The following is a 22,142-nucleotide window of genomic DNA, read 5'->3' on the forward strand; positions in this document are numbered from 1 at the left end:
TGCGATGCGCGCCCTGTTTCTGATTCCGGGCGGCAGCAGCCAGCAGCTGCAGAGTTTCGCCGCCGTGGCTGCGGTGGCCGACCAACTGGGGGCCGAAGTGCAGGTGGTCTGTCCACTTGCCGCCGTGCCCCTCTGGGGCCTGCATCCAGCCGTGAACCGGGCCATGCCCTTTGCCTACGACCAGGCCACCCTGGCCGACTGGGCCAACCTGATGGGCTCGGTGCGGGAACCGGATTTCCAGCTGTGCATCAACCTGGCGCCCAGCCGGCAGATGGACCTGATGCTGTCGATGAGCCACATCCCCACCCGGGTGGCCGCGGCCGGCTTCTCGGCCACCGAGCGGATCACTCCCGCACCAGGCGGCTGGCCCAACCAGGCCTTGGAGGCCTTCCTCCGACCGATCGGCTTGCGGCTGGATGCCGACACCTTCCGGCTGCCCCTGGCCCAGGCGGATCTGGAGGCGGCCGCAGCGGCCCTGCCCGCCGGGGATGGCCCGGTCCTGCTGCTGGCCCCATCCGGTGGCGCCGGCGACTGGCCCGCTGACCAATGGGCAGGCCTGCCGGCCGCGATCCGCAGCAAGCTGCCCAACCTGCGGACCCTGCCCGCCCTGCCCGCCAGCGCCAAGCTGCGCGGACGCGCGGCCCAGGTCGCCAGCGCCGATGTGGTGCTGGCCAGCGATCCGGTGGCGATCGAACTGGCCCTGCTGCTCGGCCTACCGCTCGTAGCCCTGGGCCGGGAAGCCGCCAGCCTGCCGAGCCGGGCCGGGGTTCAGGGCCTGGGCACGGCCACCAACCTGGCCCAGCTCGGCGCCCCCGAGGTGCTGGCCGCCTTGGGCCTGGGCTAGCTCCGCCATACGATCACCGGCACTGCCGCCCGACCTGCGATGTCCAGCTCCGCCCCCCTGGCCGGTCACGTCGCCCTGGTCACCGGTGCCAGCCGGGGCATCGGCCGGGCCATCGCCCTGGAGTTGGGCGCCGCCGGAGCCCAGGTGGTGGTGAACTACGCCAGCTCGCCCGAGGCCGCCGAGGCTGTGGTGGACGCGATCACGGCCAACGGAGGCCAGGCCTGGAGCCACCGGGCCAACGTGGCGGATGAAGCGGAGGTTGATGCCATGGTCAAGGCCGTGCTCGAGAAGGCCGGCCGACTCGATGTGCTGGTCAACAACGCCGGCATCACCCGGGACGGGCTGCTGATGCGCATGAAAACCGCCGACTGGCAAAGCGTCATCGACCTCAACCTCACCGGCGTGTTCCTCTGCACCCGTGCCGTGAGCCGGGCCATGCTCAAGGCCCGCTCCGGCCGCATCATCAACATCACCTCGGTGGTGGCCTTGATGGGCAACCCCGGCCAGGCCAACTACAGCGCCGCCAAGGCCGGCGTGATCGGCCTCACCCGTAGCAATGCGGCGGAATTCGCCGCCCGGGGCGTCACCGTCAATGCGGTGGCCCCCGGCTTCATCGAGAGCGACATGACCGCCGAGCTCGAGAAGGAGCCGATCCTGGCGGCCATTCCCATGGGTCGGATGGGCAGCGCCGCCGAGGTGGCCGGTGCCGTGCGCTTCCTGGCCGCCGATCCCGCCGCCGCCTACATCACCGGCCAGGTGCTGCAGGTGGATGGCGGCATGGTGATGCGGTAACCCTTCCAACCAGGAGCGAATCAGGGGTTGGTGATCGGCTGCCCGAGCTCCTCCCGCAGGCGGCGGATCCGCTGCAGCAGCCGCAGCCGCCGGCTGCGGGCCGTGATCGTCAGAAACAACCGCACCGGCACGTAGACCAGCGCCATCGCCACCCCGAACACCGCCACCAGCACAAACACCATGCCATTGGCACTGGAGACCTGATCGAGGGCCATCGCCTCATCGGCACTCTCGAGGGCCGTCTGCAGCAGATCTTCCATCCCCAGACCCACGCCGTAGGCAGACCCTATCGAGGCAGGCGCCGTTCAGCTGCCCGCGGCCGCCCATCGATTCGGCTTTCCCCACCCCGCACCACCTCCCGGGCGGCAGGCCGCTGTGGGACCCTGAAAACCATTGCGTCAATTCCGGTTCCATGGCCAAGCTGATCAGCTTCTCGGATGCCTCCCGCGGCGCCCTGGAACGGGGTGTCAACGCCCTGGCCAATGCGGTGAAGGTCACCATCGGCCCCCGCGGCCGCAACGTGGTGCTCGAGAAGAAATTCGGCGCGCCCGACATCGTCAATGACGGCGTGACCATTGCCAAGGAGATCGAACTCGAGGATCCCTTCGAGAACGTGGGCGCCAAGCTGATGCAGCAGGTCGCCAGCAAGACCAAGGACACCGCCGGCGACGGCACCACCACCGCCACCCTGCTGGCCCAGGCCCTGGTGCGCGAAGGCCTCAGGAATGTGGCCGCCGGGGCCAACCCCGTGGGCTTGCGCCGGGGCATGGAAAAGGCCACCGCCCACATCGTCACCGGCATCGCCGAGCGCTCCCAGGCCGTGGCTGGGGACGCCATTCGCCAGGTGGCGGCCGTGAGCTCGGGCAACGACGACGAGATCGGCCGCATGATCGCCGAGGCCATGGACAAGGTGAGCGCCGACGGCGTGATCACCGTGGAGGAGTCCACCTCCCTGGCCACCGAGCTGGAGATCACCGAGGGCATGGCCTTCGACCGGGGCTACAGCTCCCCCTACTTCGTCACCGACCAGGAGCGGCGGGAGTGCGTCTTCGAGAACGCCCTGATCCTGATCACCGACCGCAAGATCAGCAGCATCACCGACCTGGTGCCCGTGCTGGAGGCGGTCTCGAAAAGCGGCCGGCCCCTGCTGATCCTCTCCGAGGACGTTGAGGGTGAGGCCCTGGCCACCCTGGTGGTGAACAAAAACCGCGGCGTGCTCCAGGTGGCCGCCGTGCGGGCACCTGGCTTCGGCGATCGCCGCAAGGCCATGCTGGCCGACATCGCCATCCTCACCGGCGCCACCGTGGTGAGCGAAGACCAGGCCATGACCCTGGAGAAGACCGGCCTGGCAGACCTGGGACAGGCCCGTCGCATCACCATCACCAAGGATTCCACCACCATCGTGGCCAGCGGTGAACACCAGGCCGCCGTGGCCGACCGCGTGGCCTCGATCAAGCGGGAACTGGACAACACCGACTCCGACTACGACCGGGAAAAGCTCAACGAGCGGATCGCCAAACTGGCCGGCGGCGTGGCGGTCATCAAGGTGGGCGCCCCAACGGAAACCGAGCTCAAGAACCGCAAGCTGCGCATTGAAGACGCCCTCAATGCCACCCGGGCTGCCGTCGAGGAGGGCATCATCGCCGGCGGTGGGTGCACCCTGCTGGAGCTGGCGGAGGGCCTCACCGCCCTGGCCGCCTCCTGTCAGGGGGATGAGCGCACCGGCATTGAGATCGTGCAGCGGGCCCTGGCCGAACCGGTGCGCCAGATCGCCCACAACGCCGGGGCCGATGGCGCCGTGGTGGCCGCGGAGGTGCTGCGGCTGAGCAAGGGCTACAACGCCCTCACGGGCGTCTACGAAGATCTCCTCACCGCGGGCATCCTCGATGCCGCCAAGGTTGTGCGCCTGGCCCTCCAGGACGCCGTGTCGATCGCCTCGTTGCTGATCACCACTGAGGTGGTGATCGCCGACAAGCCCGAACCCGAACCTGCCCCCGGCGGCGACATGGGTGGCATGGGCGGGATGGGTGGCATGGGTGGCATGGGCATGCCCGGCATGATGTGAGGCTCAGAGGGAGCTCACCAACCGGGCGTGGATGCGGCAAACCGTGAGGGCCTGGGGTGGGGGGCTGCTGCAGAGCTTTCCCAGTTCCCGGTTGAGCGCCTGCACCTGGTTGACGTGAAAGCTGCTGATCGGAATGGTGAGCACCACCAGGCTCAACAGCGCCAGGGGTGATTGGGTCATGGCGGCCTCCTGCCCTGCCCCCATCCGTCGCGGGAGCCACTGCCCCCTTCAGTGTGCAGCGCAGTTCAACACGCCGCCACGTAGGCCGCCACCTGGAGATCGACGCCAGTGATGGCCGTGCCCACCACCACGGCATCGGCACCGGCGGCGAGGGCCTGCCCAACCTGCTGGGGGCTGGCAATGCCGCCTTCGCAGATGAGGCTCACCGCCTCCGGCAGCTGCTGCCGGAGCAGGGGCAGCAGCTCCCAGGCGGGGGGCCGCTGGCCCGCCGTGGCTTCGGTGTAGCCATAGAGGGTGGTTCCCACCCAGTCGCAGCCGAGGGCGGCGGCTCGCAGGCCATTGGCCAGGGAGTCGACATCGGCCATCAGCGGGGCCCCCAGCTCCCGCCGGGCCCGCTGGATCAACGCCTCCAATGCCTCACCGCCAGGTCGGAATCGCTCGGTGGCATCGATCGCGACCACATCGGCCCCGGCCCCCCACACCGCCCGAATCTCCTCCCAGCCAGGGGTGATGTAAACGGAGCTGTCCGGATAGGTGCGCTTCCACAGCCCCACGATCAGGGCCCCCGGGCAGCGGCGCCGCACGGCACCGATGTGTTCGGGGCTCTCCAGCCGCACCCCGGTGGCGCCATTGCGCAGGCTGGCCTCCGCCATGGCGGCGATCACATCGGGATCGCGCATGGGGGAGCCCTCGGGGGCCTGCACCGACACGATCAGTCCGGAGGGTTTCACTCAGCTGGCCAGGGGGAAGGGGTCGGCCGCGGAGCCCACGCCGGCGGGGCCATCGGCCTCCAGCTCCTCGGCATCGGGCAACCAGGCCCGCAAGGGCTGGAGCGAGGGCGGCGCCGGTGCGGCGGCACCCCCCGGCACCACGCGGAGCTGGGGCCACACGCGAGCGGGCTGGGCAACGGGCTGCGGCAGGCGGCTGGGGGTCTGCTGAAGCCCGGCCCGATCCTGCAGCCAAGCGGCCGCATCCGCCCCCTGACTGGCGAGCAGGGGGCCTGCAATCAAGGCGTCCAGGGCGACCAGGCCTCGGCGGTGCACCCACTGCTGCACCAGCCGTTCGGCCATGGGCTGGTCCCGTTCGGCCACCGCCGCCAGCAGACGATCCGCCAGGTCGGGACGGGCTGGCGGGGGAAAACTGGGGGGCTGGGTCACGGGAGGGCTGGCTAGGTGAGCTTGCGATCCAGAAGGGGCCGGATCAGCAGGAACAACCCGGCGGCCAACAGGGCGAGCACCCCCAGACAGGTGGCGCTGCTGAGCTGGCCGTAGGGGGCCTCCAGCACCACGGCGGTGAGGGAGACCTGTCCGGCGTAGGCGGCACGAATCGGTTCAATCGCGAAGGTAAGGGGATTCAGGGCCGCTAGCCAGCCCAGCCAGGCCGGCATGAACGACAACGGGGCCAAGGCGGTGCTGGCAAACAGCAGGGGCAGGTTGGCCACGAAGATCACCGCAATCAGCTCAATGTGGCCCGGCAGGGCAAAAGCCAGCCCCAGGCTCAGGGCCGTCACAGCGAACACCAGCAGCAACAGGGTGACCAGCACCAGCAGCAGTCCGGCGCCCCCCGGCCAGCCGTAACCGAGCAGGGCCGCCGTGCCCATGATGGCCAGGCTCTGCACCAGGCTCAGTGACGTGATGTAGAGCACGGAGGCGAACACAATCGAGCTGCGCGAGCGCAGGGGGGCCACCAGCAGGCGGTTGAGGAAGCCGAATTCCCGGTCAAACATCACCGGCAGGCCCGCATTGAGAGCGGCACTGAAGGCGGTGAACACAATCACCCCGGCCCCGAGGAAGCGCCCGTAACTGGTCCCCCCCGGCAGCAGCCCGGCGGGCGCCTTGGCGAACAGGGCCCCGAACAGCACCAACCAGATCAGCGGCTGCAACACCCCCGCCACCAGGGTGGAAGGACGCCGTTGCAGCTGCACGAACAGCCGCCGGGTGAGGGCGAAGGTTTCCTGGCTGATCTCAGCCCAAGCGGAGGCCTCGGGCGGGGAACCCGGAGCGGGATCGCGAACTGGGGGAGGGGCGGGAAGGGTGGTGGTCATCACATGCTCGCTTTGCGTTCGGCCTTGGGATCGCGGCTGCCGGCTACGGCCAGCTCCGCATCCATCAAGGTGCGGCCCGTGGCCTGGAGATAGACATCATCGAGGCTGGGGCGGCTCTGGGCCAGGGCGAACACCGGCAGGTCGGCCGCGGCCAGCTGGCGACGCAGCTGCTCGATCACACCGTCGTGCTCGATCACCAGGTTGAGGGAATAGCCCTGGGCCTGGTTGACCACCACCTGGCGCACCCCTGGGCAGGCATTCAGGATGCCCTGCACCCGGGCCGCCTCAGCGGCATCGCTGAACTCCCGCACCCGCAGGGTGACGCGATCGCCCCCCAGGGCCGCCTTGAGTGCCGAGGGTGCCCCGGCTGCGATCACCTTGCCGGCCTCGATGATCGCCAGGTGGTCGGCCAGGGCATCCACCTCCTCGAGGTAGTGGCTGCTCAGCAACACGGTGGTGCCACCGTCGCGCAACTGGCGCAGCACGCCCCAAATGGCGGCGCGGCTTTCAATATCGAGGCCCACGGTGGGTTCATCCAGCACCAGCACCTGGGGGCGGTGCAGCAGGCCGGCGGCCAGATCCAACCGGCGCCGCATGCCCCCCGAATAGCCGCCGCAGCGGCGGTCGATCCAGTCGGCCATGCCGAGGAGCTCGATCAACTCGGCGATCCGCTGGTTCCGGGCAGCGGAGGGCAGGTGATAGAGATCGCCCTGGAGCTGCAGCAATTCCCGGCCGGTGAGGATCTTGTCGATCGCCACCTCCTGGGCCACGTAGCCCAGCAGACGCCGTACCGCCCGCGGATCGGCTAGGGCATCCACCCCTCCCACCCGCGCGCTGCCACTGTCGGGGGCCAGCAGGGTGCAGAGGATGCGGAGGGTTGTGGTCTTGCCGGCGCCGTTGGGACCCAGCAGGCCATAAAGGCTGCCGGCCGGAACCTGGAGGGAAAGGCCATCGAGGGCCACCACCCCCTGACCTCCCTTGCGCCCCCCATAGCGCTTGCAGAGCTGCTGCAGTTCGATCACCGAGCCAGGCCGCCCCAATCAGCCGACCAATGTAGGCAGCGCCGCCAGCGGGACGCTGAACAGGTCTGGCCCCAGCAGGGACGCCTGGGGAAGACGGGCCAGCAGCAACAGCAGGCAGATGCCGAAAAGATAGAAGATCGACCAGCGGAACAGGGCGCGGGCCCGCTGGGGGTCATTGGGCTGGGCCCGCAGCCGGGAGCTGAGCTGCAGCAGACGCCCGTTGAAGGGCAACACCATCAGGCCGTAAAGCAGGCCCCCACTGGGTAGGGCAAACACCCCCAGCAGGCTGAAGGCCACCGTGGCCCAGGCGTAGTGGCTGATGGCCCGGGTGGTGACCACCACTCCTTTCACCACCGGCAGCATCGGAATACCCACCGAGCGGTAGTCGTCCTTCAGGAGCAGGGCCAGAGCCCAGAAATGGGCCGGGGTCCAGAGCATCACGAGGGAGAACAACCACCACGACGACCAGCCCAGGCCACCGGTGGCCGCAGCCGCCCCCACCAGGGGCGGGATCGCCCCAGCCACGCCGCCGATGACGATGTTCTGGGTGGTGCGGGGCTTGAGCAGGGCCGTGTAGAGCAGCACATAGCTGCACAGCCCCAGCAACGACAGGCTGGCGGCCAGGGGATTGACCCCGATCACCAGCACGGCCACCGAAAGGAGCGTGAGCCCGATGGCCAGGGCAAAGGCCTGGCGCTGGGCCAGCCGTCCCGAGGGCAGGGCGCGGCGGCTGGTGCGCTGCATGCGGCCGTCGAGCTCCTGCTCCCACAGGCAATTGAGCACCCCAGCTGCGGCCGAGGCCAGGCTGCCGCCCACCAGGGTGCAGGCAATGGTGCCCGCACTGGGGGAGCCGCCGGCGCTGAGCGCCATCCCCCCCAGGGTGGTGGCCAGCAGGAGGGGGATCAGCCGGGGCTTGGCCACCTCGAGCCAGGCCGGCAATTTCACCGAAGGGCGGATCGCCGGGGCCGCCGCAGGGGCGAGCGCAACCGAGGCTGGAACCGTTGCACTAACCATGGACCACCTCGGAGGAGAGACGCGACCGCTCACGGCCGCCAAGGGAACGGGCCAGCACCGCCGCGAGCAGGCCCACCAGCAGGGCTGCGCTGAGCTGATGGGCAATCGTCACCAGCGGGGCATCGAGCTGGAGACGCAAGGTCCAGATCCCCAACGCCACCTGAACAGCCACCAGGGCCGCAGCGGCATGGGCGAGAAGGGGCAGCTGGCCCAGGCCCTCGGGCAGGAAGGGGGTGGTGGCTGCCAGCGCCAGCACCGCCAGGGCGGCGGGCATGGCCAGCTGGCGATGGGCCAGCAGCCACTGGCAACCGCTTCCGGAGCTGAAGCACTGGTCAGCAGCCCACTGGCTGGCCATCGAGCCCCCCAGCAGGCATTGGGCCAGCACCAGCACCAGGGCGAACCCAGCCAAGGCCAACCACCACAGTGGCGGGGCCTGGAGATGGCGGCCCACCATGGCCAGTCGCTGGTACAGGCCACTGGTGAGAGCCACCAGCAGCAGGGCCGTTGCGAGATGGGCCGTGACCAGGGGAGCCGCCAGGAGCTGGGTCACGGTGAGGGCTCCCAGGCCACCCTGCACGGCCACCATCAGCAGGGCCGCACTGGCGGCCCAGGGCAGCCACCCCGGCAGTTGCCGGCGTCCGATCCAGCTGGTGCCGGTCAGAACCAGCAGGGCCACCCCCACCACGAAGGCATCCAGCCGGTGGAACCACTCCAAAAAAACCTGGAGATTCATCTGATGGCCGGGCAGGAGGCGGCCGTAACAGAGGGGCCAATCGGGACAGGCCAGACCGGCCTCCATCACCCGGGTAGCTCCGCCGATGGCCACCAGGGCCACCAGGGCCACCACCAGGTGGGAGGCGAGCAGGGCCAGTCGCTGGCGCAGCAGGGTGCCCGGGAGGGGATTGGACTCTGGCTGCAGAGGGGCCGCCATGGCGGTGACTGTCCCTGGGTTGGCTGACAAGTTAGCCAGGTTGTTCAAAACGGGGGATGGGCAATCCCGCACATCTCAAACCTGAAACATCGCCCCTCAGGAGAAGCGTCCGAGGCGTTGATTTGCCAACCAAAACAACGTTCACCACGCACCACAGCCCCTCCCCTCATAGGCTGTCCGCACGCGCCACGTGCACCGTGCCGATTCGCACCGCCCTGGCTGTTCTCGCGGCCACCACAGCCCTTGTCCTGACAGGGTTGTGGGTGGGTAACAACGTCAACATGCTGCCCCTGGATGCGAGCAGCAACGCCCCCACCTACGACGCCCTGTTTAAGGTTTTATTCAGCATTGGCACCATGCTGTTTCTCGGCATTGTGATCTTGCTTGTTTACAGCATGTTTCGATTCCGACGCAGGGCTGGCGACTTCAGTGATGGCCTCGCCATCGAAGGCAATCTGCCCCTTGAGATCGTCTGGACCGCCATTCCCGCAGTCGTCGTCTTGTTCGTCGGCATTTACAGCTACGACATCTACGAGCGCATGGGCGGCATGGTGGCCCTCAACGACCACTCCGCCATGGATCACATGGCCATGGACCACTCGGTGCAACAAGCCCAGGCCCCTGGTCGGGTTTGGGGTGGGATCGGAGCCGCCGGCATGGACGCCGCCCCCAGCGGGCCGGTGCTGCCCGTGGAGGTCACCGCCATGCAGTTCGCCTTCATCTTTCACTACCCCGACGCCCAGATCACCAGCGGGGAGCTGCACGTTCCCACCGGCCAACAGGTAGAGCTGCACATGGAGGCCCGCGACGTGATCCATGCCTTCTGGGTTCCCCAGTTCCGCCTCAAGCAGGACGTGATCCCCGGACAGCCGACCGTGTTGTCGTTCACCGCCACCAAGGCGGGCACCTATCCGATCGTGTGCGCCGAACTGTGCGGGCCCTACCACGGGGGCATGCGCTCCAATGTGGTGGTGCATGAGCCCGAGGCCTACGACGCCTGGCTGCAACAGAACAGCCCCATCCGCACCACCACCTGAGACGCCATGACCCTCGCCAATCCGAGCGACTTCAACGGCAGCCTCCAACCCCAGGGCTGGCTGCGGTATTTCAGCTTCAGCCTCGACCACAAGGTGATCGGGCTGCAGTATCTGGTGTGCGGCTTCCTCTTTTATCTGGTGGGCGGTGCCCTGGCCGGAGCCATTCGCACGGAACTGGCGACGCCGCTCTCCGATTTCATGCCAAGGGACACCTACAACGAGGTGCTGACCCTGCACGGCACGGTGATGATCTTTCTCTGGATCGTGCCGGTGGTGAACGGGGCGTTCGGCAATTACCTGATCCCCTTCTACGTCGGGGCCCGTGACATGGCCTTCCCGCGGCTGAACGCCGTGGCCTTCTGGCTGATCCCTCCGGCAGGCATCCTGCTGATCAGCAGCTACTTCATTGCCGGGGCCGCCGCCCAGTCGGGCTGGACCGCCTACCCGCCCCTGAGCCTCACCACACCGGCCGCAGGCCAGGTGGTGTGGATTCTGAGCGTGCTGCTGCTGGGGGGTAGCTCAATCTTCGGTGGCATCAACTTCATCGCCACGATCCTCAAACTGCGTCGTCCGGGCCTCAAATTGATGCAGCTGCCGATGTACTGCTGGGCCATGCTCGGCACCAGCATCCTGGTGGTGCTGTCCACGCCGGTGCTGGCGGGCACCCTGATCCTGCTCAGCTTCGACATCATTGCCCACACGGGCTTCTTCAACCCGAGCCTGGGCGGCAACGTGGTGGTGTACCAGCACCTGTTTTGGTTCTATTCCCACCCGGCCGTTTACATCATGGTGCTGCCGGCCTTCGGCCTGGTGAGCGAGATCTTGCCGGTGCATGCCCGCAAACCCCTGTTCGGCTACACCACCATGGTGTATTCGATCATGGCCATTGTGTTTCTCGGGCTGATCGTGTGGGCCCACCACATGTTCACCAGTGGCACCCCGCCCTGGATGCGCCTGTTCTTCACGATCGCCACCTCCTTCATTGCCGTTCCCACAGGGATCAAGTTCTTCAACTGGCTGGCCACCCTGTGGGGCGGCAAGATTGCCCTGAATTCAGCCATGCTGTTTTCCTGCGCCTTCATCGTCAACTTCGTGTTTGGTGGCATCACCGGGGTTGCCCTCGCCCAGGTGCCCTTTGACATCCACGTTCACGACACCTATTTCGTGGTAGGCCATTTCCACTACATCGTCTATGGCGGCACGGTGTTTGTCATCTTCAGTTCGCTGTATCACTGGTATCCGAAATTCACTGGCCGCCTGCTCAATGAAGATCTGGGCCGGCTCCACTTCCTGCTCACCTTCATCGGCTTCAATCTCTGTTTTGCTCCCCAGCACTGGCTTGGCCTCAATGGCATGCCCCGGCGCGTGGCGGAATACGACCCCACCTTCACCACCCTCAACCAGGTGAGCAGCGTCGGAGCCCTTTTGATGGCGATCAGCACCATCCCCCTGCTGATCAACGTGGTGGTCACAGCCCTCAACGGCAAGCCCGCCGGCGATAACCCCTGGAATGCCCTCACCCCCGAATGGCTCACCAGTTCGCCGCCGCCGGTGGAAAACTGGATTGGCGAAGCCCCGCTGGTCACCGAGCCCTACGGCTACGGCCAGCACCACGGGCAGCCCCAGGAGGTGAAGGCATGACCAGCACCGCTCCCCTCCAGGATTCCGGCAGCCCCAACCTGAGTCCCGACGCCAGCCACGCCGCAGCGGCCGGCCAGGACCATGCCGAGCATGGCGATTTTCGTCTGTTTGGCCTGGCCACCTTCCTGGTGGCCGATGGCATGACCTTTGCGGGCTTCTTCGCCGCCTATCTCACCTTCCGGGCCGTCAACCCCCTGCAGGAAGGGAGCACCTACGAACTGGAGCTGCTGCTCCCCACGATCAACACCGTGGTGCTGATCATCAGCAGCTTCACCTTCCACCGGGCCGGCAAGGAATGCCGAGGCGGAAACCTGGGGGCCAGCCGTCTTTGGCTGGCCATCACCGGTGCCTTGGGGGCGATCTTTCTGGCAGGCCAGATGGTGGAGTACTTCAGCCTGCCCTTCAGCCTCACCGACAATCTGTTCGCCAGCACCTTCTATGCCCTCACCGGCTTCCACGGCTTGCACGTGACCCTCGGGGTGATTTGCATCGCCATCGTGGCCCTGCAAACCCGCCGCGGCGGCCGCATCAGCGCCAGCGATCACTTCGGCCTCGAGGCGGCCGAGCTCTACTGGCACTTCGTGGATGGCATCTGGGTGGTGCTCTACGGAATTCTCTATCTGCTCTGAAAGCGATCAGATCCGCAGTGTCTTCACCCTGACGCGGGTGGCGATTTTCGGCACACTCGGCAGAATCGATTCAATTCACTGAAGAGGGCAGGCAAGCGCCATGGCGGCCAGGACGGGCGACAGCCCACCGGAAATGCTGGAAGGCCAGGCCCTGCTGGATCGGGCCCGGGCCCTGAGCGATCGCCCCGAGGATCAGATTGCCCGGGCCTGTGGCTACGTGGGTCCGAGTGGTCGGGTGCTGAAAAAGAGTTTTTACCGAGCCCTGGTGGCCGCCAAGGGCTACCACCTCCCCACCAGCCCCAGCGGCCGCGGCAGTGGTGGAGGGAAAGGCCGGCAAGCGGAATTCCGCACCCGCGTGCATGGCAATGGCAACCTGCTGATTGGCCAGGCCTACACCCGCCGGCTGGGACTGGAGCCCGGCCAGGAATTCCGGATCGAAATTCACCGGGACACCGGCTCCATCTGGCTCCTGCCCCTGGAGAACTAGGAGCCCCTTCGCCCTCGCCCTGTCCTCTCGCTCAGCCCTCGGCGGTCTGCCGTCGCCGGTCTTCAGTCATCGCCATGAAAGCGGGCACTGAAGGCCAGCAAGTCGATGCCGCTGAACAGGAAGCTGATCCCCACCAGCACGCCAATCACCCAAAGCAGGCCCCAAGCCTGCATGGTGACGATCAATAGGCCAAGGATCAGGGTGACGATGCCATTGAGCAGGCCCCACCCCCAGCCCCGCATCTGGGTGTGTCCCAGGGACATCAGGATCGACACCACGCCCTCCAAGATGAAGACAAGGCCGATGGCAAAGGCGAGGCTGGCCACCACCACGCCGCCGTCCAGCGGACCGCCGCGGAACTGTTGAATCATCCAGGCCCCCACCACGATGAACAGGGTGGAGATCACCAGGCGCCAGAAGCAGTACCAACGCCCCAGCTGGCGCGAGCGGGCCAGATTGCTCACCCAGCCCACGATGCCGCCCACCAGGAAGGACACCGCCACGATCACGGTGATCCAGGCCGAGGCCACCACCGGAAAGATCAGGGCCAGCACACCCAGTACCAGCATCAGCACCCCCTCAAACAGGGTGAAGGCCTTGAGTCCCGCGCCATTGGGGGACAGCAAACTTGAGCCCATCCGTGTGCAACCGACGTCACCCGGACCGTAGTCACGCCATCGGCAGGCGTCAGCCTGGCTCAGACCCAGCCGTGGTCGGCCAGCCAGGCACCACTGATCGACTCCCCAGCCGGGCCAGCGGCGGCGCCGGCGGCCGACAGCAGACGTTCGGTGTATTTCGCCAACAGATCGGCTTCCAGGTTGACCCCATCGCCCACGGCTAGCTGGGCCAGGGTGGTGCTGGCCCAGGTGTGGGGAATCACGGCGATCCAGAAGCCGGCACCACTGGGCTCGCAGCCCGCCACCGTCAGGCTGATGCCATCGACGGCAACACTCGCCTTCTCGCAGATGTAGCGGCCATAGGCGGGGTCACTCCAGCCCAGCTCCAGGCGCCAGGAGGCCGGCTGGCGGGCAATGGCGCGCACCACCCCCAAGCCGTCCACATGGCCGCTCACCAGATGGCCGCCGAGGCGATCGGCCAGGCGCAGGGCGGGCTCCAGATTCACCGCCCCACCCCGATCCGCCTTGGCCGCGAGGGTGGTGCGCCCGAGGGTTTCCTCACTCACATCGGCGCGAAAACCATGGGCCAGGCGCTCAGCCACGGTGAGGCAGACCCCATCCACCGCCACGCTGTCCCCCAGGGCCAGGCTCTGGGGCCCCCAGTCCCCTGCGGCGGCTAGCGACCACTGCACCTGCACCCCGCGGGGACTGCGGCGGATCACCCCTGTGGCCTGCACCAGCCCGGTAAACATCCGCCGTCCAGCCCAGGAAGAACCAATCTGGCCATAATCGGACAAAGGGCTCGGCGGGCAAGCGATGGTCGAGATGCGCGTTGCCGGAATTGGCCTGGATGCGGCCAGTCGCAGCCCGATCGTGCTGTTGCGCGATCCTTCGGGCCGGCGCCAGGTGCCGATCTGGATCGACCAGGCCCAGGCCCAGAACATCCTGGCCGGCCTCAGTGACGAGCCGCCGCCGCGGCCCCTCAGCCACGACCTGATGGCCGCCCTGATCGACGCGGGCGGGCTGCGGCTCGACCGGGTGGTGATCCACACGATTGAGGACAGCACCTTCCGGGCCGTGCTGAAACTGCTCCCCGCCCAGACCGCTGGCGCCGGGGAGACCGGGCCTGGGGATTCCGGTTCTGGCGACGCCAAACCCGCCACCAGCCTGGAGCTGGATGCCCGGCCCAGCGACGCCATCGCCCTGGCCCTGCGCACCCACAGCCCCATCTGGATGCTGGAGGAAGTGGTGGCCGATGCCTCCATCCCGGTGGACGCGGAGGCCGATGCGGAAGACCAGGACAACTTCCGCCGCTTCCTCGACAGCACCAGCCCGGCCGACCTGGTGCGCCATCTGCGCCAGGCCCACCCCGAGCCTGGGTCGGACACGGAAGTTGCAGCGGAAACGGAGCCTGACCCCCCCGCCACCGGCCCCGGGGAGGAGCATGACGACAGTCCCGGCGCCGGCTGAGCAGCGGCTGCGCCCCTTCGGCGCCGGGCCGCCCGTTTCGGCCTTCAGCCTGGGCACCATGCGCGCCCTGGGCAGCCCGGCCCAAATGGAGGCGGTGCTGCGGGCCGCCCTGGCCGCTGGCATCAACCATCTGGAGACGGCCCCGGCCTACGGCCCCGCCGAAATCTTTCTCGGCCAGGCCCTCACCGCCCTGGCCCGGGACAACCTGGCCCCCCCGGGGGGCTGGCGCATCACGAGCAAGCTGCTGCCTGGGCCCGATCTGGCCACCGCCCAGGGGCAGCTGGGCGCCATCCTGCAGCGTCTGGGCCCAGGCCCGCTCACCAACCTGGCGGTACACGGCCTCAACACCCCCGAGCACCTGGACTGGGCCCTGCGGGGCCCCGGCGCCAAGCTGCTGACCTGGGCCCGCGGCGAAGGACTGGTGGGCCAGGTGGGCTTCACCAGCCACGGCAGTCCGGAGCTGATCGAAGCGGCCCTGGCATCCGGGACCTTCAGCTTCTGCAGCCTGCACCTGCATCTGTTCGACCAGACCCGCCTGCCCCTGGCCCGCGCCGCCCTGGCCGGCGGCATCGGCGTGCTGGCCATTTCCCCCGCCGACAAGGGGGGGCGCCTCTACGACCCACCGCCTGAACTCCTGGCCGACTGCGCCCCGTTCCACCCCCTGGAGCTGGCCTACCGCTTCCTGCTGGATCAGGGGATCTCCACCCTGAGCCTGGGGGCTGAGCAGCCGGGGGATCTGGCCTGGGCCGCCACCATCGCCACAGAGCCCGCAGCCTGGCTCAGCCCTGCCCACCAGCAGGCCCTGGCCAGGCTCGACGCCGCCGGCCGCCAGCGGCTGGGGGCCGAGCGCTGCGGCCAGTGCCGGGCCTGCCTGCCCTGCCCCAACGGCGTGCCGATCCCCGAACTGCTGCGCCTGCGCAACCTGGCCGTGGGCCACGGCATGGAGGCGTTTGCCGGTGAGCGCTACAACCTGATCGGCCGCGCCGGCCACTGGTGGGAGGAGCGCCAGGCCGAGGCCTGCCAGGCCTGTGGAGCCTGCCTGCCCCGCTGCCCCCACGAGCTGCCGATCCCGGCGCTGCTGGCCGACACCCACCGGCGCCTGGCCGCCGCTCCGCGGCGGCGGCTCTGGGGCTAATGGGCCAAGGAGCGAGGCTGGATACTCATGGTCCTCTTCGCTACAAATTCTGTACAAGCCGTACAGGACCGCGAGAACTCAGGGTCTAGGGGCGGCCGCATCCCAGAGGTTCTGCTGGGCCAGTTGCTGGGCCAGGGTCAAGGGCGGCAGGCTCCAACAGCGGTCCAGGAGGGCATCGCCGGGCAGCAGCAAGGCCGCCATGGCCGCCGGAAAACGCCGGGCCACCGGAGCCAACACCGCCTGGGGCAGGGGCGGCACCCAGCCCTTGGCCAGCAGCGATTCAAGCAGGGACGGCTCCAGGACCGCCCCGAGCCACTCCAGCGGTGGGAGGGACGCCTGGCCAGCCTGGGCTGGGGCTGGCGCCGGCCGCAGCAGCAACTGCCAGCTGAGCGGAGCCCCGCTCTCAGGCCAGATCACCGCCAAGCGCTGGTCGCGGCGCAGCAGGGGAATCAGCCGCTGCAACGGCAGCACGGCCGCCTCGGCGTTGCCGCTGAGCAACAGGCTGAGGCCATCCCGGTCGTCGTAGGCCAGGGCCTGGGCCCGCAGCCGCTCCAGTTGCGCAAAATCCCCTTTGACAATCTCCAGGCTGATGCGGGGGCTTGACGGCAGCACCTACCGACCCCGCAGGCTGGGGTCAAGCAGCAGCGACCAGCCCTGCTGGCGGCGGGCCACCAGATCGGCACGGTTGCGCAGGGCGATCACCCAGGGGCTATAGGCCCAGGGGAAGGCCAGCTCCCCAGCCTGGCCGGCTGGGCCGAACAGCCGGGCCACCTCCGCGCTGAAGGGCGCCAGACGGGCCCAGAGCCGGGGCGCCCCAAAGGCCTGCAGCCGCTCCCGGCCCACACCACTGGCCCAGCCGTCACTCAGGGCCACCAGGCCTGGCCCAGGCTGCCCAGTTGGGAAGCCGGCCCGTTGAACCGCAGCGGGATCCGCCAGCACCCGGGAACGCCAGGGGGGCGGTAGCTGCTTCAACCAGGCAGCCGGCAGCTCGCCCTCCACCAGCAGCAGCTCGGGACCGTTCGCAGGGCGGCAGGCGGCCAGCAGGCCGGCCGCCATGCCCAGTTGCAGGAGCTGGCGGCGGGAGAGCGATCCGGAGACAGGAGCCATGGCAGCGACCCTAAACACCGCGATTCCCCCCACCACGTTCGTCCAGACCGAGCTCGATCCGGCAGGCACGATCGCAGGCAACCGCCAGGGCCGCCGGGTCCCGGCCGGCCAGCTGCCAGAGCACGGCCAGGCCGCCCGCCCCGACGCCCTCCTTCACATAGCCGCGCTCGTAATCCCGCAGGGCCGCACAGGCACAGCCGTGGAAGCGCAGGGCCGCCACCTCGAGCCGCGGCCGCACCTGCCAGCGGGCGCCGATGCGCCCCAACAACAGCCTCAGATCGCTGGTGGGCTCCTCTGCCACCCAGGCCGTGGTCGTGACCACGAGGCGCTCCGCCAGGGCCGGCCGGGCAGCCACCGGTGCCAGAGCCAGGGCCAGGGCGAGCACGGCCGCCATCTGGCTGCCCCCGGCCAGCAGCACGGGCGTGCCCCGGGCCGCGGCGGCCGCCACCAGGCCCGTGGCGAAGGCCTGCATCGGATCCCCCACCGCCGCCAACACCGCCAGGGGATCGGCCACACCGCTCCCCCCGCCCGACAGCCCGGCCGCCGCCAGGCCCTGGCCCACCAGGGCCGCCTTGAGCGCGTGGGCGGGTTGGTGCAGGCTGCCGCTCACCAATCCGGCCGCCGCCACCCCAAGCCCCTGCAGCACGGCCAGGGCCGTGCTGGTGCCAGCCGGCACGCACTCCGCCACCACCAGGGGCTCGGTGGGATCCCAGCGCTGTCCCCACTCAGTCCCTCGCTGCAACAGGGCCACCACCCGGGCCGGATCCAGGGCCCGGCCGGTGCTGAGGCAGCGGGCCGGGCCGGCACTCTCAAAGCCGGGCAGGCGCAGGTGCGGCACCGCCGCCGCGAGGGGGCAGCCCAAATCCACCACCAGGGTGCGCTCCAGCAGGCCCAACTCCCGCAGCACCACATGGCTGATCAGGGCCGGACTCACCCCCGCCGGCAGGGGCGGCAATGCATGGCAACGGCTGCCACCCGGCCCCTGCACCAGCAGCTCGGCATCCGCCGCCGCGGTGCCGAGCCGGGCTGTGGGCGAGGCTCCGGCGGCGGAGATTCCAGGCACCGCAGCCGTATCGGTGGCGGCGAGCAGCAGCAGGGTTCGGCTCGCCGACCAGCCCAGCTGCAGCTCCTGACGCCAGGAATCAGGGGCCATCAACCCGCTCAGAGGGGATCAAGGGCCACCAGGGCGCGCAGGGCGTCAGGGGGCTCACTGATCGGCGACTGCAGCCTGGGAAAGATCCAGTAGGCCACGGCGTGCAGGGCCAGCACCAGGATCACGTTTTGCACCCACACCAGCCCCAGGGCAGCCAGCTGCACCTGGGCCAGTTCCACGCCTGCGGCCATCCCCACCCAGCCGGCCAGTTTTTCCAGCAGCCCGGCAGCCGCCGTGGTGATCACCACCCAGAGGTTTTCGCCCACCAGCACCGACAGCACCGCCACCCGCACCAGAAAACCGGCGGCACCGATCAGGCTGCCGACCCCCCAGCTGAGCCACCAGCTGGTTCGCCGCCGCCAACACCATCCCAGCCAGAGGGCCAGGGATCCATAGGGAAAGATCACCAGGGGCCCCCGGATCGGCCCCATCAGGGCCACCAGCAGCAGGGCCGTCACCACCAGCCCCTCGAGGGCACAGCGCCAACCGTGACGCAACTGCAACAGGGCCAGGGGCAGGGGCAGGGCCAGGCGAAACAGGGGACTCCCCACGGGCAGGTAATAGAGCGCCACCCAGAGCAGGGCGGTGGCAGCGGCCAGGTAGGCGGTGTCCATCAACTGGCGGGCCTGGCGTCGACTCAGCTGACGCCCGGACAACGGCCGATCCTGCCGGTGGGGTGCCATCAGCGCGGAGCCGGCGCCGGGCTGACCGTGGGGGCGACGGGGAGGGGAGCGGCCGGGGGCGCCTCCCCGCCAGCCGATGCCCCGATGCGCTCGATCATCTCCACTTCAAAACTCACCCCGGCGGCCCGCAGCGCCTCGGTGACCGCCTCGGCGGGGGCTGCCGGATCCGCCGAGGGCAGCTGGATCGTGATCCGGTAGGGAGCCGGCTTGCTGGGCTGGGTGGCCCGGGGCAAGGACGGTACGGGAGGCACGGGGGCCTTTGGGGCTTTCGCGCCCTTGCTGGTGGCGGCTGTCGTGCCCGGGGCTGGCGTCCCAGGGGCTGGGGTCTGGATGGGCGCCGGGGGCGGTGCCGCAGGCTGGGCCTGGGGGGTTGAGAAACTGCGGGCGAGCTGGTCGCCGAAGCGGGTGCCGCTGCAGCTCGCCAGCAGCAGCCCGCAGGCCGAGAGTGCCAGAGCATGGCGCACCGATCGGCGGGCCGACACCACCCAGCTCAGCGGCTCTGCTGCCATCAGCGGTCGGCCGCCTTGATCACCCGAACGGCGCTGGCCCGGAGGCGGCCGGTCTTGGTGGTGGTGGGCTTTTTGGGGGTGGTCGTCTTGGCGGCGGCGGGCTTCTTGGCCGCGGGTTTCTTGGCAGCCGCTGCAGCCGGCTTGCGGCCCTTGGCCTTGCCCGTGGCGGCCTTGGCCGCCAGCAGCTCCACCGCCTGCTCCAGGGTGATGGTGTCGGCGGTGGTGCCCTCCGGCAGGGAGGCATTCACCTTGCCCTGCTTCACATAGAGGCCGTAGGGGCCGTCAAACAGTTGGATGGCCTCATCGCCCCCCTCGGGGGTGCCGAGATCCTTGAGAGCGGTGCGGCCACCACGGCCCTTCTTGGGCATGGCCAGCAGTTCCACGGCGCGGCTCAGCCCCACCATCAGCACATCGTCCTCGGCCTTGAGGGAGCGGTAGTCCTTCTCGCCCTTGCCCTTGTGGTGCACCACATAGGGCCCGAAACGACCCAGCCCCGCCTCGATCTTGCCGCCATCCGGATGCTCACCCAGGTGCCGCGGCAACCGCAGCAGGCCCAGGGCGTCCTCCAGGCTGAGCTCCTCCGGCTTCACGCCCTTGGGCAGGGAGGCCCGCTTGGGCTTGGGCGTCTCGTCGCTCACCTGGCCCCGCTGCACATAGGGCCCGTACTGGCCGAACAGCAGATACACCTGGTCGCCCGTTTCCGGATCCTCGCCGAGGGATTCGGGGCCATCGGCCTTTTGCCGCAGGATCAGCTCGGCCTTGTCGGCATCGAGATCGGCCGGGGTGATCTCCTGGGGCAGGGTGGCCTTCAGCAGCTCCTCGGTGCCGTCGTCGGCCACCCGCTTGGTTTCCAGGTAGGCGCCAAAGCGGCCGATGCGCACCACACAGGGAAGGCCTTCAAGCTCCACGGTGCGGGAGACCCCCGGGTCGATGTCGCCCTCCCGCTGCTGCACCTGGGTTTCCAGGCCCTTTTCGCCCTTGTAGAAACTCTCCAGGTAGGGCAGCCACTGCACCTGACCCTGGGAGATCTCGTCGAGGGTGGTCTCCATCCGGGCGGTGAAGCTGGTGTCCACCAGATCCGGGAAGTGCTCCTCCAGCAGGGCCGTGACGGCGAACGCCGTGAAGCTGGGGGTGAGGGCGTTGTTGGCCAGGGTGGCGTAGCCCCGGTCGACGATCGTGCCAATGATCGAGGCGTAGGTGGAGGGACGGCCGATGCCCTCCTTTTCCAACATTTTCACCAGCGCCGCTTCGCTGTAGCGGGCGGGGGGCTGGGTCTGGTGACCGAGGGCCTCAACGGCCTTGCAGGTCGGGCTGTCGCCCACCTTCAGGGCCGGCAGCAGCACCTCCTGACCCTCCAGGGCGGCGTCGGGATCGTCGGAGCCCTCCACATAGGCGCGGAAAAAGCCGGCAAAGTCGATGCGTTTGCCGGAGGCGCGGAAGCTGGCATCGCCGCTCTGCAGCTCCACCGAGAGCATGGTGAGCCGGGCATCGGCCATCTGGCTGGCCACCGTTCGCTTCCAGATCAGCTCGTAGAGGGCCAGATCCTTGTCCTTCAGACCCGTCTCATTGGGCGTGCGGAACGCTTCGCCCGCGGGGCGGATGGCCTCGTGGGCCTCCTGGGCGTTGCGGGCCTTGGTGGAAAACTGCCGCGGCGCGGGACTCAGGTAGTCCTTGCCGTATTTGGCTGCCACGCAGCTGCGGGCGGCGTTGATCGCCTGGTCGCTCAGGTGCACCGAGTCGGTGCGCATGTAGGTGATGAAGCCGCGCTCGTACAGCCCCTGGGCCGTGCGCATGGTGTCCCGGGCCGAGAGCCGCAGCTTGCGGTTGGCCTCCTGTTGCAGGGTGCTGGTGGTGAAGGGGGGCACCGGTTTGCGCACGGTGGGCTTCTCCTCCACCTCCGCCACGGTCCAGGGGGCGGCCTGCAGCTGACTCTGAAGGGCTTTGGCCTCGGCCTCGCTCAGCAATTTCACCTTGCTGCCGGCCTTGAGGTCGCCGGTGCTCTCGTCAAAGTCGGACCCGCCGGCGATGCGCTCGCCCTTGAGATGGGTGAGCTTGGCCTCAAAGCCGCCGCCGGCCTGCTCCAGCCGGGCCTTGAGATCCCAGTAGCTACCGCTCTTAAACGCCCGGCGGGCCCGCTCGCGCTGCACGAGCAGGCGCACCGCCACCGACTGGACGCGACCGGCGCTCAGCCCCCACGCCACCTTCTTCCAGAGCAGCGGCGAGAGGGTGTAGCCCACCAACCGATCGAGAATGCGCCGGGTTTCCTGGGCATGGACCAGCTCCATGTCGAGCTCGCGGGTCTGCTCCAGGGCGCGGCCGATGGCCTCCTTGGTGATCTCATGGAACACCATCCGCTTCACCGGCACCTTGGGGCTGAGCAGCTGCAGCAGGTGCCAGCTGATGCTCTCCCCTTCCCGGTCTTCGTCCGTGGCCAGCAGCAGTTGGTCGGCCCCCTTGAGGGCGTCCTTGAGCTCCTTCACCACCTTTTTCTTGTCCTTAGGCACCACGTAGAGGGGCTCGAAGGCGCTTGCGGTGTTGACGCCGAGGTTGGCCCACTTCTCACCCTTGTGGGCCGCCGGAATCTCACTGGCGTTGTTGGGCAGGTCACGCACGTGCCCCATGGAGGCTTCCACCTTGAAGTCCTTCGGAAGGAAGCCGCGAATGGTGCGGGCCTTCGTGGGGCTCTCGACAATGACCAGGGTGTGACCCACAGACCAGCGCATAACCGCTTCCCTCTTTATCGCATCCAGGGACCAAGTCGACGGCGAAGCGCCGCTACAGT

25 protein-coding genes are annotated in these 22,142 nt (G+C 68.8%); 9 read left to right on the plus strand and 16 right to left on the minus strand.

Annotation, left to right across the window (positions count from 1 at the left end; translation table 11 throughout):
* Positions 1–4: 4 nt before the first annotated feature.
* Both H6G16_RS04050 and fabG read left to right on the plus strand, forming a co-directional pair.
* Positions 5–844: a lipopolysaccharide heptosyltransferase family protein gene (locus H6G16_RS04050; protein ID WP_190389033.1), complete on the plus strand. Its 840-nt coding sequence runs from the start codon at positions 5–7 to the stop codon at positions 842–844.
* A gap of 39 nt (positions 845–883) precedes the next feature.
* Positions 884–1,636, plus strand: a complete 753-nt coding sequence (gene fabG / locus H6G16_RS04055) for a 3-oxoacyl-[acyl-carrier-protein] reductase (protein WP_190389034.1) — start codon at positions 884–886, stop codon at positions 1,634–1,636.
* Between the two features lie 20 nt (positions 1,637–1,656).
* Here fabG and H6G16_RS04060 read toward each other — a convergent pair whose 3' ends face one another.
* A complete protein-coding gene (locus tag H6G16_RS04060) occupies positions 1,657–1,896 on the minus strand; it encodes a hypothetical protein (protein ID WP_190389298.1) in 240 nt (79 codons plus the stop codon).
* A gap of 152 nt (positions 1,897–2,048) precedes the next feature.
* Here H6G16_RS04060 and groL point away from each other — a divergent pair, with 152 nt between their 5' ends.
* Entirely contained in the window at positions 2,049–3,701 is a 1,653-nt protein-coding gene (gene groL, locus H6G16_RS04065) for a chaperonin GroEL (RefSeq protein ID WP_190389035.1), read from the plus strand.
* 3 nt (positions 3,702–3,704) lie between these two features.
* Here the strand turns inward: groL and H6G16_RS04070 are convergent, their stop codons facing one another.
* The 7 genes from H6G16_RS04070 to H6G16_RS04100 form a co-directional block, all read right to left on the minus strand.
* Positions 3,705–3,881 (minus strand): hypothetical protein, encoded by a 177-nt coding sequence (locus H6G16_RS04070; RefSeq protein WP_190389036.1) that lies wholly within the window; start codon positions 3,879–3,881, stop codon positions 3,705–3,707.
* A 65-nt stretch (positions 3,882–3,946) separates the two neighbouring features.
* Entirely contained in the window at positions 3,947–4,612 is a 666-nt protein-coding gene (locus tag H6G16_RS04075; protein WP_347238786.1) for an N-acetylmannosamine-6-phosphate 2-epimerase, read from the minus strand.
* Positions 4,613–5,038, minus strand: a complete 426-nt coding sequence (locus H6G16_RS04080) for a hypothetical protein (RefSeq protein ID WP_190389037.1) — start codon at positions 5,036–5,038, stop codon at positions 4,613–4,615.
* An 11-nt stretch (positions 5,039–5,049) separates the two neighbouring features.
* On the minus strand, positions 5,050–5,925 hold the full coding sequence (locus H6G16_RS04085; protein ID WP_190389038.1) for an ABC transporter permease: 876 nt from the start codon (positions 5,923–5,925) through the stop codon (positions 5,050–5,052).
* Positions 5,925–6,947 (minus strand): ATP-binding cassette domain-containing protein, encoded by a 1,023-nt coding sequence (locus H6G16_RS04090; protein WP_190389039.1) that lies wholly within the window; start codon positions 6,945–6,947, stop codon positions 5,925–5,927. Before H6G16_RS04090 ends, H6G16_RS04085 begins: the two co-directional genes overlap by 1 nt.
* 18 nt (positions 6,948–6,965) lie before the next feature.
* Positions 6,966–7,961, minus strand: coding sequence for a heme o synthase (locus tag H6G16_RS04095; protein ID WP_190389040.1), 996 nt, complete (start codon positions 7,959–7,961; stop codon positions 6,966–6,968).
* Entirely contained in the window at positions 7,954–8,892 is a 939-nt protein-coding gene (locus H6G16_RS04100) for a COX15/CtaA family protein (protein ID WP_190389041.1), read from the minus strand. Before H6G16_RS04100 ends, H6G16_RS04095 begins: the two co-directional genes overlap by 8 nt.
* A gap of 197 nt (positions 8,893–9,089) precedes the next feature.
* Here H6G16_RS04100 and H6G16_RS04105 point away from each other — a divergent pair, with 197 nt between their 5' ends.
* From H6G16_RS04105 to H6G16_RS04120, 4 genes are all read left to right on the plus strand, one after another.
* A complete protein-coding gene (locus H6G16_RS04105; RefSeq protein WP_347238787.1) occupies positions 9,090–9,929 on the plus strand; it encodes a cytochrome c oxidase subunit II in 840 nt (279 codons plus the stop codon).
* Positions 9,930–9,935: 6 nt separating this feature from the next.
* Entirely contained in the window at positions 9,936–11,570 is a 1,635-nt protein-coding gene (ctaD, locus tag H6G16_RS04110) for a cytochrome c oxidase subunit I (protein ID WP_190389042.1), read from the plus strand.
* On the plus strand, positions 11,567–12,199 hold the full coding sequence (locus H6G16_RS04115; RefSeq protein ID WP_190389043.1) for a cytochrome c oxidase subunit 3: 633 nt from the start codon (positions 11,567–11,569) through the stop codon (positions 12,197–12,199). Before ctaD ends, H6G16_RS04115 begins: the two co-directional genes overlap by 4 nt.
* Before the next feature lie 133 nt (positions 12,200–12,332).
* Positions 12,333–12,686, plus strand: coding sequence for an AbrB family transcriptional regulator (locus tag H6G16_RS04120; RefSeq protein ID WP_190389264.1), 354 nt, complete (start codon positions 12,333–12,335; stop codon positions 12,684–12,686).
* A 62-nt stretch (positions 12,687–12,748) separates the two neighbouring features.
* On the opposite strand, the gene H6G16_RS04125 is transcribed toward H6G16_RS04120, so the two are convergent.
* Both H6G16_RS04125 and H6G16_RS04130 read right to left on the minus strand, forming a co-directional pair.
* Complete coding sequence (locus H6G16_RS04125) at positions 12,749–13,324, minus strand: DUF308 domain-containing protein (RefSeq protein WP_190389044.1); 576 nt, start codon at positions 13,322–13,324, stop codon at positions 12,749–12,751.
* A 59-nt stretch (positions 13,325–13,383) separates the two neighbouring features.
* The gene (locus H6G16_RS04130) at positions 13,384–14,055 is read right to left on the minus strand and encodes a riboflavin synthase (protein ID WP_190389045.1); all 672 of its coding nucleotides are present in this window, start codon (positions 14,053–14,055) and stop codon (positions 13,384–13,386) included.
* Between the two features lie 64 nt (positions 14,056–14,119).
* Here H6G16_RS04130 and H6G16_RS04135 point away from each other — a divergent pair, with 64 nt between their 5' ends.
* Both H6G16_RS04135 and H6G16_RS04140 read left to right on the plus strand, forming a co-directional pair.
* Positions 14,120–14,773 carry a bifunctional nuclease family protein gene (locus H6G16_RS04135; RefSeq protein ID WP_190389046.1) on the plus strand — a complete coding sequence of 218 codons (654 nt, stop codon included), beginning with the start codon at positions 14,120–14,122 and terminating at the stop codon, positions 14,771–14,773.
* Positions 14,748–15,908 carry an aldo/keto reductase gene (locus H6G16_RS04140; RefSeq protein ID WP_242036159.1) on the plus strand — a complete coding sequence of 387 codons (1,161 nt, stop codon included), beginning with the start codon at positions 14,748–14,750 and terminating at the stop codon, positions 15,906–15,908. Before H6G16_RS04135 ends, H6G16_RS04140 begins: the two co-directional genes overlap by 26 nt.
* Positions 15,909–15,986: 78 nt before the next feature.
* Here H6G16_RS04140 and H6G16_RS12985 read toward each other — a convergent pair whose 3' ends face one another.
* From H6G16_RS12985 to topA, 6 genes are read right to left on the minus strand one after another with little or no spacing between them, the layout of a single operon-like run.
* Positions 15,987–16,520: a hypothetical protein gene (locus tag H6G16_RS12985; RefSeq protein WP_242036160.1), complete on the minus strand. Its 534-nt coding sequence runs from the start codon at positions 16,518–16,520 to the stop codon at positions 15,987–15,989.
* Positions 16,521–17,015: a hypothetical protein gene (locus tag H6G16_RS12990; protein WP_242036161.1), complete on the minus strand. Its 495-nt coding sequence runs from the start codon at positions 17,013–17,015 to the stop codon at positions 16,521–16,523. It abuts the gene before it with no gap.
* A 10-nt stretch (positions 17,016–17,025) separates the two neighbouring features.
* Positions 17,026–18,168: a nicotinate-nucleotide--dimethylbenzimidazole phosphoribosyltransferase gene (locus H6G16_RS04150; protein ID WP_190389047.1), complete on the minus strand. Its 1,143-nt coding sequence runs from the start codon at positions 18,166–18,168 to the stop codon at positions 17,026–17,028.
* Positions 18,169–18,176: 8 nt separating this feature from the next.
* A complete protein-coding gene (locus H6G16_RS04155) occupies positions 18,177–18,851 on the minus strand; it encodes a DUF2232 domain-containing protein (protein WP_242036162.1) in 675 nt (224 codons plus the stop codon).
* Positions 18,851–19,360: a hypothetical protein gene (locus H6G16_RS04160; protein WP_242036163.1), complete on the minus strand. Its 510-nt coding sequence runs from the start codon at positions 19,358–19,360 to the stop codon at positions 18,851–18,853. Before H6G16_RS04160 ends, H6G16_RS04155 begins: the two co-directional genes overlap by 1 nt.
* Entirely contained in the window at positions 19,360–22,071 is a 2,712-nt protein-coding gene (topA, locus tag H6G16_RS04165; RefSeq protein WP_190389268.1) for a type I DNA topoisomerase, read from the minus strand. The genes H6G16_RS04160 and topA overlap by 1 nt, the downstream gene beginning before the upstream one ends.
* Between the last annotated feature and the right edge of the window lie 71 nt (positions 22,072–22,142).

The sequence above is a fragment of the Cyanobium sp. FACHB-13342 genome (assembly GCF_014697415.1).
Classification (GTDB): domain Bacteria; phylum Cyanobacteriota; class Cyanobacteriia; order PCC-6307; family Cyanobiaceae; genus Cyanobium_A.

Excerpts from the sequence above, each read along its gene's own strand:
- H6G16_RS04070 (WP_190389036.1), bottom strand. The coding sequence starts at position 3,881 with ATGACCCAATCACCCCTGGCGCTGTTGAGCCTGGTGGTGCTCACCATT.
- H6G16_RS04135 (WP_190389046.1), top strand. The coding sequence starts at position 14,120 with ATGGTCGAGATGCGCGTTGCCGGAATTGGCCTGGATGCGGCCAGTCGC.
- H6G16_RS04155 (WP_242036162.1), bottom strand. The coding sequence starts at position 18,851 with ATGGCACCCCACCGGCAGGATCGGCCGTTGTCCGGGCGTCAGCTGAGT.
- H6G16_RS04130 (WP_190389045.1), bottom strand. The coding sequence starts at position 14,055 with ATGTTTACCGGGCTGGTGCAGGCCACAGGGGTGATCCGCCGCAGTCCC.
- H6G16_RS04150 (WP_190389047.1), bottom strand. The coding sequence starts at position 18,168 with ATGGCCCCTGATTCCTGGCGTCAGGAGCTGCAGCTGGGCTGGTCGGCG.
- fabG (WP_190389034.1), top strand. The coding sequence starts at position 884 with ATGTCCAGCTCCGCCCCCCTGGCCGGTCACGTCGCCCTGGTCACCGGT.
- H6G16_RS04085 (WP_190389038.1), bottom strand. The coding sequence starts at position 5,925 with ATGACCACCACCCTTCCCGCCCCTCCCCCAGTTCGCGATCCCGCTCCG.
- ctaD (WP_190389042.1), top strand. The coding sequence starts at position 9,936 with ATGACCCTCGCCAATCCGAGCGACTTCAACGGCAGCCTCCAACCCCAG.
- H6G16_RS04050 (WP_190389033.1), top strand. The coding sequence starts at position 5 with ATGCGCGCCCTGTTTCTGATTCCGGGCGGCAGCAGCCAGCAGCTGCAG.
- H6G16_RS04115 (WP_190389043.1), top strand. The coding sequence starts at position 11,567 with ATGACCAGCACCGCTCCCCTCCAGGATTCCGGCAGCCCCAACCTGAGT.
- H6G16_RS04160 (WP_242036163.1), bottom strand. The coding sequence starts at position 19,360 with ATGGCAGCAGAGCCGCTGAGCTGGGTGGTGTCGGCCCGCCGATCGGTG.
- H6G16_RS04060 (WP_190389298.1), bottom strand. The coding sequence starts at position 1,896 with ATGGAAGATCTGCTGCAGACGGCCCTCGAGAGTGCCGATGAGGCGATG.
- H6G16_RS04140 (WP_242036159.1), top strand. The coding sequence starts at position 14,748 with ATGACGACAGTCCCGGCGCCGGCTGAGCAGCGGCTGCGCCCCTTCGGC.
- H6G16_RS04120 (WP_190389264.1), top strand. The coding sequence starts at position 12,333 with ATGCTGGAAGGCCAGGCCCTGCTGGATCGGGCCCGGGCCCTGAGCGAT.
- H6G16_RS04100 (WP_190389041.1), bottom strand. The coding sequence starts at position 8,892 with ATGGCGGCCCCTCTGCAGCCAGAGTCCAATCCCCTCCCGGGCACCCTG.
- H6G16_RS04125 (WP_190389044.1), bottom strand. The coding sequence starts at position 13,324 with ATGGGCTCAAGTTTGCTGTCCCCCAATGGCGCGGGACTCAAGGCCTTC.
- H6G16_RS12990 (WP_242036161.1), bottom strand. The coding sequence starts at position 17,015 with ATGGCTCCTGTCTCCGGATCGCTCTCCCGCCGCCAGCTCCTGCAACTG.
- H6G16_RS04095 (WP_190389040.1), bottom strand. The coding sequence starts at position 7,961 with ATGGTTAGTGCAACGGTTCCAGCCTCGGTTGCGCTCGCCCCTGCGGCG.
- groL (WP_190389035.1), top strand. The coding sequence starts at position 2,049 with ATGGCCAAGCTGATCAGCTTCTCGGATGCCTCCCGCGGCGCCCTGGAA.